This window comes from Streptomyces mirabilis, assembly GCF_039503195.1.
Classification (GTDB): domain Bacteria; phylum Actinomycetota; class Actinomycetes; order Streptomycetales; family Streptomycetaceae; genus Streptomyces; species Streptomyces mirabilis_D.
This window is the reverse complement of the sequence record NZ_JBCJKP010000001.1, coordinates 8,033,404-8,045,614: the sequence shown is the minus strand read 5'-3', so window position 1 is coordinate 8,045,614 and position 12,211 is coordinate 8,033,404. Positions and strand designations below refer to the sequence as shown.

At 69.1% G+C, this 12,211-nt stretch carries 12 protein-coding genes, 1 pseudogene and 1 riboswitch; of the genes and pseudogenes, 8 read left to right on the top strand and 5 right to left on the bottom strand.

Annotated elements, in window-relative coordinates; genetic code table 11:
• Positions 1 to 26: 26 nt before the first annotated feature.
• Positions 27 to 662, bottom strand: coding sequence for a phosphotransferase (locus tag AAFF41_RS36535; RefSeq protein ID WP_343325286.1), 636 nt, complete (start codon positions 660 to 662; stop codon positions 27 to 29).
• A gap of 350 nt (positions 663 to 1,012) precedes the next feature.
• Here AAFF41_RS36535 and AAFF41_RS36530 point away from each other — a divergent pair, with 350 nt between their 5' ends.
• From AAFF41_RS36530 to AAFF41_RS36500, 6 genes and pseudogenes are all read left to right on the top strand, one after another.
• Positions 1,013 to 1,180, top strand: coding sequence for a hypothetical protein (locus AAFF41_RS36530; protein ID WP_319752345.1), 168 nt, complete (start codon positions 1,013 to 1,015; stop codon positions 1,178 to 1,180).
• 297 nt (positions 1,181 to 1,477) lie between these two features.
• Positions 1,478 to 2,305: a ZIP family metal transporter gene (locus tag AAFF41_RS36525; protein ID WP_343325285.1), complete on the top strand. Its 828-nt coding sequence runs from the start codon at positions 1,478 to 1,480 to the stop codon at positions 2,303 to 2,305.
• Between the two features lie 728 nt (positions 2,306 to 3,033).
• Positions 3,034 to 3,211, top strand: a riboswitch (M-box (ykoK) riboswitch).
• Between the two features lie 313 nt (positions 3,212 to 3,524).
• Positions 3,525 to 4,892, top strand: coding sequence for a magnesium transporter MgtE N-terminal domain-containing protein (locus AAFF41_RS36520; protein WP_343325284.1), 1,368 nt, complete (start codon positions 3,525 to 3,527; stop codon positions 4,890 to 4,892).
• The gene (locus tag AAFF41_RS36515) at positions 4,889 to 6,178 is read left to right on the top strand and encodes an NRAMP family divalent metal transporter (RefSeq protein WP_343325283.1); all 1,290 of its coding nucleotides are present in this window, start codon (positions 4,889 to 4,891) and stop codon (positions 6,176 to 6,178) included. The genes AAFF41_RS36520 and AAFF41_RS36515 overlap by 4 nt, the downstream gene beginning before the upstream one ends.
• 339 nt (positions 6,179 to 6,517) lie before the next feature.
• Positions 6,518 to 6,700: pseudogene (locus tag AAFF41_RS36505) on the top strand (IS5/IS1182 family transposase); the annotation flags it as partial.
• Between the two features lie 91 nt (positions 6,701 to 6,791).
• Complete coding sequence (locus AAFF41_RS36500) at positions 6,792 to 7,580, top strand: hypothetical protein (RefSeq protein WP_343325282.1); 789 nt, start codon at positions 6,792 to 6,794, stop codon at positions 7,578 to 7,580.
• 87 nt (positions 7,581 to 7,667) lie between these two features.
• On the opposite strand, the gene AAFF41_RS51775 is transcribed toward AAFF41_RS36500, so the two are convergent.
• Positions 7,668 to 7,847: a hypothetical protein gene (locus AAFF41_RS51775; RefSeq protein ID WP_388417055.1), complete on the bottom strand. Its 180-nt coding sequence runs from the start codon at positions 7,845 to 7,847 to the stop codon at positions 7,668 to 7,670.
• Positions 7,848 to 7,921: 74 nt separating this feature from the next.
• Here AAFF41_RS51775 and AAFF41_RS36490 point away from each other — a divergent pair, with 74 nt between their 5' ends.
• Entirely contained in the window at positions 7,922 to 8,164 is a 243-nt protein-coding gene (locus AAFF41_RS36490) for a hypothetical protein (protein WP_343325281.1), read from the top strand.
• 175 nt (positions 8,165 to 8,339) lie between these two features.
• The gene (locus AAFF41_RS36485) at positions 8,340 to 9,311 is read left to right on the top strand and encodes an aldo/keto reductase family protein (RefSeq protein ID WP_319752339.1); all 972 of its coding nucleotides are present in this window, start codon (positions 8,340 to 8,342) and stop codon (positions 9,309 to 9,311) included.
• 92 nt (positions 9,312 to 9,403) lie between these two features.
• Here AAFF41_RS36485 and AAFF41_RS36480 read toward each other — a convergent pair whose 3' ends face one another.
• The 3 genes from AAFF41_RS36480 to AAFF41_RS36470 form a co-directional block, all read right to left on the bottom strand.
• Positions 9,404 to 9,598 (bottom strand): Gfo/Idh/MocA family oxidoreductase, encoded by a 195-nt coding sequence (locus tag AAFF41_RS36480; protein WP_319752338.1) that lies wholly within the window; start codon positions 9,596 to 9,598, stop codon positions 9,404 to 9,406.
• 322 nt (positions 9,599 to 9,920) lie between these two features.
• Positions 9,921 to 10,343, bottom strand: coding sequence for a hypothetical protein (locus tag AAFF41_RS36475; protein ID WP_343326403.1), 423 nt, complete (start codon positions 10,341 to 10,343; stop codon positions 9,921 to 9,923).
• 368 nt (positions 10,344 to 10,711) lie between these two features.
• A complete protein-coding gene (locus AAFF41_RS36470; RefSeq protein WP_319752336.1) occupies positions 10,712 to 11,875 on the bottom strand; it encodes an NAD-dependent formate dehydrogenase in 1,164 nt (387 codons plus the stop codon).
• Positions 11,876 to 12,211 lie beyond the last annotated feature (336 nt).

Below are 12,211 nucleotides of genomic sequence, written 5' to 3'. Positions count from 1 at the left end.
GGCACCAACTAAGGTTCGTAGCTGCCTCATTGGCGCGGTTTCACCGAAGAAGAGCAGTCCGCGCGCCAAGAAGTTGGCCTCCGGTTGTCACTACCTCGTAACCGGTGGCGGGTGGGCCCGACGAGCACCCGGGCAGCGGCGAGATCGACCGCCGGATCACCGGCGCACATGTCACCGAAGTCGATCACGCCCGCGAGTGCGCCATCCGAGACGACGACATGCGCCGGATGAAGGTCGCCGTGCAGCCACACCGGCGGGTCCTCCCCATCGGGAGCCGCAACGGCCTCGTCCGCCAAAGTGTCGGCCGCGCTGTCGTTGCTGATTGGAGCGCGGTCGGCCGGTTCGCCGGGAACCCATGTCGCGATGGTCCATGGCCGCGGGAAGCGTGCGGACGGTTCACCGATCCGCAGGGGGGTCGGGACCGGAAGTGGTAGACGCGGGGTCAGGGCGGGCAGCCACTGGTGCTCTTTGCGCAGGAGGGACGGCGCACGCTCCGTGCGAGGCATGCGCACGGCCAACTCGTCCGCGAGAGGCCACAGTTGGTTGTCCCAACCGTCGGCCACCACACACAGGTCCAGTCCTGCAAAGTCCGGATGCTGCTCATGCACCAGAGAGCGCACCAAGTTCTCATTGATCTCGAAACTGCCCACGATCTCACTCAACCATCGATGGCACGGGGCCGGCTTGCGATGACACGGGAACGGGCCGGTGTCCGGATGGTGGGTGGGGTTGTGGTCCGAGGGCCCGATGCATTGCAACGGGCCGGCGGCGATGGCCAAGCCGCCCTTCGTCGGCTCCAGCGTAGGCATGAGTGGTCCGCGAACAGGCAGACCTTCGGCAGCATGGGCGGAGTTCAGGGTGACTCCAGCTGTTCATGTATGGATGGGCCGGCACCGGGGAGTCGCCGACGCCTGCGAGGCGCAGCAGGATGTGACTCACCGCCCGCGGGTGGCTCCTGCCTCCGAGGTGCTTCAGACGGTGTCCTTCCAGACACCCGGCCAGGAAAGCCTGGTTGACGCTGCAGACCAGTTCCGGAGTCTTGGCCGTCATGGGGTGGAAGGGACAGTTGCGCATCCGCACCAAGCCGGGCGCGGCGTGCTCCGACTCGAAACCGAAGTCCTCGAACGTACGGCGGCGCAAGGCGTCGCCGAGGGCGGCCGCGGTGGTCAGTGAGCTGTGATCCAGGACCAGTGGGTCAGTACATCGACCATTTTCGGCTGAAATTCCTCATTCACTCCGGTTTCATGTGAGTTGCATCCTCTCCATCCATACGAGTAACGACGCTCGACGGATTGATTGGTGCGGCGTTCACCCACCCCGAGATGACTGCCCGGCCCAGGAGCGGCCGTCGGGGCTGGCTTCGCCCTCGCGTAATGACTTCACCAAGCTTGCGCGAAATGGCACTTCAGGGGTTGTTAGGCAAGCCTTGTCTAACCTTTACTCACTCCGCGTCCCCGCATGTCAGACCGGAGTCCCCATGTCCAGCGCGAACATCACCCTGCTCGGCGCCATCGCCGGCTTCACCATCTACCTCGGCCTCCCGATCGGCCGACTTCGCTCACCCACCCCCCGCCTCAAGGCGGGCCTGAACGCCGTGGCCATCGGCATCCTCGTCTTTCTCGTGTGGGACGTGCTGACCCACGCGTGGGAGCCGGTCGACGCGGCGCTCAGCAAGCACGAGTGGGGAACGGTCGCTTCCGGGGGCGGCACCCTGGCCGTGGGCCTGACGATCGGTCTGGCCGGTCTTGTGCATTACGACAGCTGGATCAGCCGCCGCCGGGCGTCCGCCGACCGCCCGTCGGGCCCCGGCGCCGCCGCCACCGCCGAGCTGACCCCGAAGGTCCGCAGCCAGGCAGGGTCCCTGGCGCTGATGATCGCCACCGGTATCGGCCTGCACAACTTCGCCGAGGGCCTGGCCATCGGAAACTCCGCCGCTCAGGGCGAACTCTCCCTCGCCGTCCTGCTCATCATCGGTTTCGGCCTGCACAACGCCACCGAGGGCTTCGGCATCGTCGCCCCACTGGCGGCGGAAGGCGAACGCCCGTCCTGGCTCACCCTCCTGCGGCTCGGCCTGATCGGCGGCGGCCCCACCTTCCTGGGCACGCTCGTCGGCCAGCACCTGGTCAACGACACCCTGTCGATCGCTTTCCTGGGTCTCGCCGCCGGTTCGATCCTCTACGTGGTCATCGAACTGCTGGCCGTCGCCCGCCGGACCGGGCTGAAGACACTCACCACCTGGTGCATCCTGCTCGGCCTCCTCCTCGGCTTCGCCACGGACGCCGTCGTCACGGCGGCCGGAGCCTGACCGGTCCGGCAACGCGAGCCGATAGATGGCCTTGCCGCACTCGGGCAGCGGATGTACGACAACTTCGCCGAGGCCTTCGACGGCGTCACCGTCTGTGTCATGAGCCGCGCCGATGTCCGCCGCTTCCCGGGGCCGACTCGCTTGTTGGAGGCCACTGGGTCAGCGCGGCTTTCGGTGCAGCGGTGCACGGGGGGCCGTGGCCCGGCGTCGCTGCTGTGACTGTCTTCCGGCGCGGTGCCCGCGTCGGCGGCCGGGGAGGTGTGGGTGCGCTGTCTGCGCCGGAGCGGGATCGAGTGTGTGGGCGCGCGGCACGTATCGCGGCGCGTGCGGTGGCGTACGACGGCGGTGATGGCGGCGCACGCACGGAGAATGGGGACCGAGCCAGGTGCGCCGCTCCTGATCCTGGTAGGAGCGTGGTGTGAGTCCGGTATGACGACGGCACCGGTGCGGTAGGCACGACCGGCCCAAGGAGCAGGCGGCGCAGGCCGCCTCGACGGGCCGGTGTCCGGTTGCCGTGAGAAAAGGGAGCGACGGGCAGTCTGCCGGAGCTCGCCATGAGAGGGCTGTCCTCCTCGTGGCAGCGGGACGTGCCCGCACTGTGGTGGTCGTTCTGTTGGGCTCCTTCTACAGGTCTCGCGCTCTTCCTCGTTGTGTGGCCGCTCTTACCGATGGTGACCGGCGCGTTGGTCACGGTGACCGCGGCGGGCGTATGCTGTGCGCGGTTTGAACAGGCACCTCGTTCGGTGAGGCGTCTTCACGGACACAGGCCACTGACCCGACGACGTCGAGAGACGCCCAGGTTCAGGACACCTCTCCCCGGCCTAAGGGGTGAGGCCAAGTGGCTTCCCGCCCGGAGGGCGGGATTACGCCGTGGAGTGCCAAAGCTCTGACGAGTTGGGGTGTACCAGGAGCATCGCGTCCTGGTCGCTCCTCGCCGAGTCGATGTGACGCCTTGGGTGTCCCGGCCGGAGGGAGGCGAGTGATGGACAGTAGTCCCGGCCATAGTCGGCCCTCTTCCGCGTTGTCCTCGTCCTTGCCGTCCTGCCGCGGCACGAGGCAGCCGATCGCTCCCTGACCGCCGTCCGGCACCGCCGTCGGCCGCCCGCTCACGCCTGCCCGCTCCCGAGCACGCTCGCGTGATTTCCCTGGCCAGGGGCGCCTGCGCTGTCTGGTGCCGCCCGGCGCCCCGCCGTCTCGTCGGGGCAAGGAGGTGTTCACCTTGGCCACCAACACTCTGCTCATGTCCACCAGCGCCCGCCTGCGCGGCCGCCGCGTCCAGCTGGAACGCCGCGCCACCGCTTCCAAGTCGGTGCGCGCGTCCCTGGTCTCGCTGGCCGGACTGATCGGTGGACCGGTCACCAACCAGGCCGGCGAGGAGGTCGGCCGGGTCGTCGATGTCGTCGCCCGGCTCTACGGCACCGAGCCCTACCCGCCGGTGACCGGCCTGGTCGTACGGGTCGGCCGCCGTCACGCCTTCCTGCCCGCCGACACCGTCGAGAAGGTGCACTCCGGGCGGGTCGCGCTGCGCACCGCGCGCCTGGACCTGCGCGAGTACGAGCGCCGCCCCGGCGAGGTGCTGCTCGCCCGCGACGTACTCGACCACCAACTCGTCGACGTCGATGGAGTGCAGGTCACCCGCGCCGCCGACCTCTATCTGGCCCCGCTCGCCGACCGCGTGGTGCTGGTCGGGGTGGACGTGTCGCTGCCGACCCTGCTGCGTCGGCTCGGTCCGCGCCGCTGGCAGTCCCGGCCGACCCCGGAGCGGGTGCTGGACTGGCAGGCCATGGCGCCGTTCGCCGAGCACGCCACCGACGGACCCGCCCAGGTCCAACTGCGCGCCTCCCGGGGCGCGTTGCACCGGCTGCGCCCCGCGGACCTGGCCGACCTGCTTGAAGACCTGGGCCGGGCCGAGCGGCAGCAGTTGCTCCACATGCTGGAACCCGCCGCCGCGGCGGACGCGCTGGAGGAGATGGAACCGGCCGAGCTGGAGAACCTGCTGCGCGAGGCCGAACCGGAGCATGCCGCCCGGCTGGTGGAGGAGATGGAGCCGGACGAGGCCGTGGACGCGCTGCGCGACCTGCACGAGGACGAGCGGGAGCGCCTGCTGGAGCGTATGCCCGCCGCTGGGGCCGGGCACCTGCGCCGCCTGCTGGCCTACCCCGAGGACACGGCCGGCGGTGCGATGACCACGCTGCTGGTCACCGCCCGTCGCAAGCAGAGCGTCGCCGAGGTGCGCGCGGTACTGGCCGCGCAGGCCGAGCACCGCACGGAGATCGATGCGATCGCCGTGCTGGACGACGACGGCCGCCTGGTCGCCGACGTCGCCCTGTTCGATCTGGCGGTGGCCGAGGACGCCACCAAGGTGGCCGATCTGACCGGCTGGCTGGCCCAGTTCGGGCCGCCGGCGACCGTCCACCCGGACACCCGCCTGACGGAGGCGGCCGAGCAGTTGGTCGCCGCCCGCGTCTCCTCCCTCCTCGTCGTCGACGACGAGGACCGCCCATTGGGCCGCATCCTCGCCGACGACGTCCTGGACACGCTGCTGCCCGAGAGCGGGCGCCTGCACTTTCGGAGGTTCCTGCAGTGACCCCCGAGCTGGACACCACTCCGGCCCAGTCCGCCGTCCCCCTCACGCGGCGACGCGGCCTGGGGCGCCTCGCGGTGATCGCCGCGGTCGCCGGGCCCGGCCTGGTCGCCGCGAACGCGGGCAACGACGCCGCCGGCATCGCCACCTACGCCTCCGCCGGATCCCAATTCACCTACGGCACGCTGTTCTTCATGGTGCTGGTCACCATCGCCCTGGTCATGGTTCAGGAGATGGCCGTACGCCTCGGCGCACACACCGGAAAAGGACTCGGCGCCCTGATCCGCGAGCAGTTCAGCCTGCGGCTGACCGCGCTCGCCGTGTTCTGCCTGTTGCTGGCCAACACCGGTCTGGTGGTCTCGGAGTTCGCGGGCATCGGCGCCGCCTTCGAGCTGCTCGGCGTGCCGAAGTGGGCGGTTGTCCCGCCGGCCGCGATCCTGCTGTGGTCTCTCGTCCTGTTCGGCTCCTACCGGTGGGCCGAACGCATCTTCCTGCTCATGTCGCTGGCGTTCTTCGCCTACCCCGTCGCGATGATCCTCGGCCACCCGCACTGGGGCGAGGTCGGCAAGCACCTGATCGTTCCGCACATGGAGCCCAGCAAGGACTTCATCCTGCTCGCGGTCGCCCTGATCGGCACCACGGTCAGCCCGTACATGCAGTTCTACGCCGCTGCAGGCGTCGTCGACCGCGGCGCCAAGCCTGAGGACTACCGGCTGATCAAACTGGACGCGGTGCTGGGCGCGGTGTTCGCCTGCATCATCAGCCTGACCATCATCATCGCCACCGCCGCAGTCATCGGCGGCACCGGCCCGCTCAACTCCGCCGCCCAAGCCGCCGAAGCCCTCAGACCGGTCGCCGGACAGAACGCCGAACTCCTCTTCGCCCTCGGCCTGATCGGCGCGTCCGCCCTCGCGGGCGCGGTCGTCCCGCTGTCCGCCAGCTACGCCATCGGCGAGGCCGCCGGCGTGGAACGCTCCGTCTCCCGCAGCTTCCGCGACGCGCCCCTGTTCCTGGGCCTGTTCACCGCCCAGATCGTGCTCGGCGCGGTCGTCGCGATGACCCCGGTCGACGTCATCCAGCTGCTCATCGGCACGCAGGTCCTGCAGGGCCTGATCAGCCCCATCGTCCTGGTCTACCTGCTGGTCCTCACCAACCGCCGCTCCCTGCTCGGCGGTGCGGCCAACAGCCCGCGCCACCGCGTCGCCGCGGCCACCGTCGTCGTCGGTGTCGCGGGCATGTCCACCATCCTGCTCGTGCAAACCGTCCTGGGCTGGTTCGGCCTCGGCTGACCCCAACCCAGAGGAAGGCCCCGCAAAGTAACGCAGCGTCGTGGCCCACGCCGCAACCCTCGGCCAACTGCGAGATGCGACAGGTCTTCACGCCGGCGACGGTGAACCTTCCACCCGACTCGAAGGTCAAGCGTTGAGCTCGGCGGTTGGCCTGCTGGGTCCTCGGTTCGGGAATGGTGTGCTTGATCTGGTACTTGTGCAGGTAACGGCGGTTCCTGCGGGATGAGTACGCCCTGTCCCCGCCAAGACGGTCGACGTGGGTGGCCGCCGCTGCATCGAGGGGACGCGCATACGGTCCAGGGCCGGGATCATCTGGGCTGATCGCACCGGGCCAGTGCGGCGACGTACTCACGTCGCGGAAGTGCCGACGGCCGACCTTCCCGCTTCGACCGCGGACGAGATGTTCATCGAAATGAAGTGGAGCGGACCATCCTGGCGGTCGAGGGCTTCCGGGCCGTGTCGACCAGGTACGGAAAGCGGGCGTACGTCTTTCACGGCACGGTCACCGCTGCCGCGATCCGGCGGTGCCTCCTCATGATCCGCGAGCGGGAACCGCTGTCACAGCCGCCCTATACGCTGCGAGCGCTCTACGACCAGCGGACCGGAAGGCACGATGACGCGCACCTCCAGACCACCAACCGAAGCGATACTCGCCGTGCTTCCGGAACTCGCTCCCCACGCGCGCGACGCGGTCGTACTCCATCCCGAGCGGGCGGAGCCGGACTGCCGGGACAGTTCGATCGGCGGACCACTGCTGTGGCCGAGTGACGAACCGTGGCCCGAGTGCTCCTTGCCCGACGAGAACAGCCCTGTCGGCGTACCCGCCACGGCCATGGTGCCGGTCGCACAGATCTTCCGGCGTGACGCGCCGGGACCCTGGTGGCCCGCCGGCATCGACCTCTTGCAGATCCTTTGGTGCCCCAACGAACACTGGGATCCTCCGGCCCAGCAGGCCGACATCAGCCCTGTGCTCGAGGTGCGATGGCGTCGGGCCGCTGACGTGATCAGCCCATCGACGACCCCGCCGTCACCCTCGCGGTATGACGAGGACGGCTACCTGCCCCAGGCGTGCGCCATCACCGCTGAGCACGTGACCGATTTCCCCTTCCGTGAGGAGCTGCCTGCGGAACTCCGTCCGCGGCTGGAGCAACTGGTCCGCGAGACCTGCGACGGCGGTGACGTCATCACCCGCCTCGCCGGCTGGAAACTCGGCGGCTGGCCAACCTGGCACCTCACGCACCCCGCGGTCTTTCCCTGCGATGCCTGTGGCACCGCCATGACACTCCTGTTCACCGTGGCCAGCGACGACGAGACAGGGGTTGTCGTCGGCCGGTGGGGAGACCTGCGCATCTTCTCCTGCCCCGCAGACCACCGTCACGCCTTCCAGGTGGACCTGCACTGACCTGGGACTCATCGACCGCACCACGACCCATAGGACGGGCTCCAGGCCGACCTCCCGGTCGCGCGCGGCCTTGTGGACCAGATCCAGCTAGAAGTCCGGGTCGCCCGTGTCCAGGTCGGCCGTCGGCGGGACCAGTCGGTGCTGGAGCGTCAGCACGGTGAGGGCCGCCTCCACGGCGCCGCCCGCGCCGAGGAAGTGGCCCGTCCTGTCGTCCTGGTCCTGACTGCGGCGGTCTTCTCCCGCCGCTGGACCGCGCGGCTCAGCCATAGGCCGCAGCAGGCGGAAGCCACCGTGGCCGCACCTCAGCGCGTACCGGTGGCGCGGCGCGTCGGTGCCAGGGCGTGATGTACGGGCCCGACGCGGGCATCCCCACCGTCCCGGAACTCCGGCTCACCCTCACTCATCGCGCCCCGAAGATCGGCCCGCTCGATGCCGAACTCGCCGACCGGAAGGGCTACTGGGCCGCCGATCGCCTACGGATTCCGTTGCCTGGCACCTGGACGGTGAACGTCACGGTGCGCGTGACCGGGATCGACCAGGTCACCGTCTCCAAGACCATGACCATCCAGCCGCCGCCGAACTGACCCGTTACGGGAGGCGAAAGCTGCGCAAAGCTCCCTGGTCCGCGTCGAACGCGGCGGCGTCCGCGCGATCGCGGCCTCCAAGGGCGGCACCCCGCAGCGTCCCCCGTGACATCGCCACCTGTTCCCCGTGATCCCGCTGAAGCCCGCCCGCCCGGACCGAAAGTAAGGTCGCACCATGGAATTCCGCAAGCTCGGCCGCAGCGGTCTGACGATCAGTGAGATCGCGTACGGCAACTGGCTCACCCACGGTTCCCAGGTCGAGGAGGACGCGGCGCTCGCCTGTGTGCGCGCCGCTCTCGACGCGGGGATCACCACCTTCGACACCGCCGACGTCTATGCGCAGACCCGGGCCGAGTCCGTTCTCGGCCGGGCGCTGAAGGACGAGCGACGGGAGGGCCTGGAGATCTTCACCAAGGTCTTCTTCCCGACGGGCCCGGGCCCCAACGACCGGGGCCTGGGCCGCAAGCACATCATGGAGTCCATCGACAACTCGTTGCGGCGGCTGCAGACCGACTACGTCGACCTGTACCAGGCGCACCGCTACGACCCCTCGGTGCCGCTGGAGGAAACCATGGAGGCGTTCGCCGACGTGGTCCACTCCGGCAAGGCCCACTACATCGGCGTGTCCGAGTGGACCGCCGACCAGATCCGCAGCGCCCACGCGCTCGCCCGGGAGCTGCGCATCCCGCTGGTCTCCAGCCAGCCGCAGTATTCGATGCTGTGGCGGGTGATCGAGGACGAGATCGTGCCGACCTGCGAGGAACTCGGCCTCGGGCAGATCGTCTGGTCCCCCATCGCCCAGGGTGTCCTCACCGGCAAGTACGCGCCGGGCGCCCCGCTGCCGGCCGGCAGCCGCGCCACCGACGAGAAGGGCGGCGCGACCTTCGTCGGCCGCTTCCTGCGGGACGACGTTCTGGAACGGGTCCAGCAGCTGAAGCCGCTCGCCGAGCAGGCCGGGCTGTCCCTGGCCCAGCTGGCCGTGGCCTGGGTTCTGCAGAACTCCAACGTCTCCGCCGCCATCATCGGCGCCTCCCGGCCCGAACAGGTCACCGAGAACGTCAAGGCGGCGGGGGTCAAGCTGGAGGCCGACCTCATGCAGGCCATCGACACGGTCCTCGACCCGGTGGTGGTGCGCGACGCCGCCTAGGCGGGCCGCGTCTGACGCACTTCGGACCCTGTCCCGCGAAGGGGGCCGCTCCAGTTGGAGCGGCCCCCTTCGCATTCTGCGGTCAGGCACGGTCAAGGCAGTCGGACCACCTGGCCATCGCGGGCGCTGGACCGCGCGGCGTCCAGGACGGTGGCGGTGGACACCGCGTCCCAGGGGTCGACGGGAACGGGCCCCTTGCCGCGGACCGCGGCGGCGAAGGCGGTGTGGAACAGGTCCCACCCGCCGCGAGCCGAGGCGACGGGCTCGACGGTGTCTCCGCGCCGCACCCGGCCCCAGAGGTGTTCGGGCTCGTACCCCAGCTGTCGCCCTCGGATCGCGGGGTCGCACCGCGCATCAGCGCGCGGTCCTGACCGTCCCGGTGGTCGACGACGAAGGTGCCCGTGGTCCCGGTGACGCGCAGACCGGGTCCCGGGGCACCCGCCGTCACACGTCACACGTCACACGTCAGGATGATGAGTGCGCGAGTCCGTCCGAGGGCCGCCCGGTACTGCTGCCACGCGGTTTCCCCCGGACGAGGTCGGCGTGGCGCCGGTAGATCTCAGCGTGGGCCGCGCACGGCTACCGCGTGGTGGCACCCGACCAGCGTTCTCAGAGCTTCCCGCCGATCTCGCATGCCCGGCACGGCGGCCGGCCACAGGTGCACTGCGTGACGGCGTCGAGGACGTCACGATCGTGGTAGAGGCACTCGTCCTTGCAGGTGTGGCGCGGGATGAATCCCGCCGGCATCCCACCAGGCCAGGGCTCGTGACCGTCCCGGCAGCGGGCGAACCGCTCGGGGTCGGTGGAGTGCAGGTCGTGCATGCTCGACCGCGCCTCGTCCTCCAGTTCTCGCACTCGCCGCACCAGGCTCTTCAGCTCGGCGGCGATGCTGGAGTACCGGTCGGCGCCGGTCCTTACGTGGGCGGCCCGCAATGCCATCGCCGCGTTGCCCAAAAACGGGCCGGCATCCTGAAGGTCGGTCACGTGATGCAACTGGATGCCGTTCACGCCCCGGACCCACACGGCGTCCATGCTGCTCACTGATCCACCTTCCCGACGTTCGTCTTGGCTATCTTGCGAAACAGTATGCGCGGCGCTCGCGCCTACGCAGAGAAAAAGTCTGCCTATTCAGCAAACTAAGGGTAGCGACCGCACCCCGCCAACAGATTCGGGGTGAATCGGATCACGGGGGTATGGGCTCACCACAGGCGCGACATAGCCGAAGGTCCATTGTCCACTCATGTGGTGGATCTTCGGCTGCATCGTCCAATTGATCTTCTGCTGATTTCTTGCCCGCCGTCTGTTAATGAGCGGGAATTATCAGGTTGCCTGCCGGTAAGGCGCCGTCCAGAGGTGTCGCCTCACTCGGCGGCAACCGTGCCGTTCCGGCTCAATACGCGTTATCCGGCGACCGTGTAGGAGCGCGCTCCCGTCCCGGCGAGCCCACCGCCGTCGACGATCAGGTACTCCGGGCGGATGGGGCGCCCGTCGAACCAGCATTCCAGGATCTCCCGGGTACCGGCGGCGTAGCGGGCCTGCGCCGAGAGGGTCGAGCCGGACACGTGCGGCGTCATCGCCTCGTACGGCATGGTGCGCCAGGGGTGGTCGGGCGGTGGTGGCTGCGGATACCAGACGTCACCGGCGTAACCGGCCAGTTGGCCACTGTTGAGGGCCCGCACCACGGCATCCCGGTTGACGATGAGCGCACGTGCGGTGTTGACGATGTACGAACCGCGCTTCATGGCCCCGATCAGGTCGTCGTCGAAGAGGTTCTGTGTCTGCGGATGCAGCGGGGTGTGGATCGACAGCACGTCGACCGAGGAGACCAGCGAACGAGCGTCGGGATGCCAGGTCAGCCCCAGTTCCCCCTCGACCTCCTTGGGCAGCCGGTGCGCGTCGCAGTAGTGCAGTGTGACGTCGAACGGCTTGAGGCGGCGCAGTACCGCCTGGCCGATGCGGCCGGAGCCGAGGACGCCGACATCCATGCCTTCGAGGTCGTAGGCGCGCGAGACGCTGTCGGCGATGTTCCAGCCCTTCTTGGCGGTCACCCAGTCGTGGGCCGGCATGTAGTTGTGCACCAGAGTGAGGATCTGCATGACGGCGTGCTCGGACACGCTGATGCTGTTGCTGTAGGTCACCTCCGCCACCGTCATGCCGTGGGTGATGGCGCTCGGCAGGTCGACGTGGTCCGACCCGATCCCGGCTGTGATCGCGAGTTTGAGCCGGGGAGCGGAGGCGATCCGCTCGGGGGTGAGATAGGCGGGCCAGAAGGGCTGCGAGATCACCACGTCCGCGTCGGGCAGCTCGCGGTCCAGGGTGGAGTCCGGCGCTTCCTTGTCGCTGGTGACGACATAGGTGTTGCCCCGCTCCTCCAGGAACCGGCGTAGTCCGAGCTCTCCCGAGACGCAGCCGAGGAGCTGCCCCGGGGTGAAATCTATGGTTTGTGGGGTCGGCGTGGTCTGACCGCCCGGATATCCGGTGATGGCCGGAATCTCGTCGCGGGCGTAGTCGGGAGGATAACCGCCCACGGGGTCGGGATAGAGCACCGCAAGGATCTTTGCCATGGCCGTCCTCCATCGGTGGGCCCGCCGCTCCGGCGAACCGGTCGGATACCGATGATCTTGAATCTTAGTTGAGCGCGCGTCGACGCTGCAATCCCCACGGATATCATCGCGGTGGGCCAGTGGATAACGATGCGGATATTCGGTGAGGTCCGCGGCGGGAGTTCGGGCGGCAGTGCGCACCGATCCGTGTTCTGTACGGGGACCGATCCGTGTTCCGTACGGAGACTTCTGATGCGGGCGAACGAATCCGGGCCCGAGAGGAAATCCGAGACCCTCGCGGCGGTCGCGCTCGACGGCGTTCTGGGCGGGTCGGCCCGTTACGTACTGGGACTGACG

Bases quoted from the DNA above. Each gene is read 5' to 3' on its own strand.
- AAFF41_RS36525 (WP_343325285.1), top strand. From the start codon at position 1,478: ATGTCCAGCGCGAACATCACCCTGCTCGGCGCCATCGCCGGCTTCACC.
- AAFF41_RS36500 (WP_343325282.1), top strand. From the start codon at position 6,792: ATGACGCGCACCTCCAGACCACCAACCGAAGCGATACTCGCCGTGCTT.
- AAFF41_RS51775 (WP_388417055.1), bottom strand. From the start codon at position 7,847: ATGGCTGAGCCGCGCGGTCCAGCGGCGGGAGAAGACCGCCGCAGTCAG.
- AAFF41_RS36485 (WP_319752339.1), top strand. From the start codon at position 8,340: ATGGAATTCCGCAAGCTCGGCCGCAGCGGTCTGACGATCAGTGAGATC.
- AAFF41_RS36475 (WP_343326403.1), bottom strand. From the start codon at position 10,343: ATGGACGCCGTGTGGGTCCGGGGCGTGAACGGCATCCAGTTGCATCAC.
- AAFF41_RS36470 (WP_319752336.1), bottom strand. From the start codon at position 11,875: ATGGCAAAGATCCTTGCGGTGCTCTATCCCGACCCCGTGGGCGGTTAT.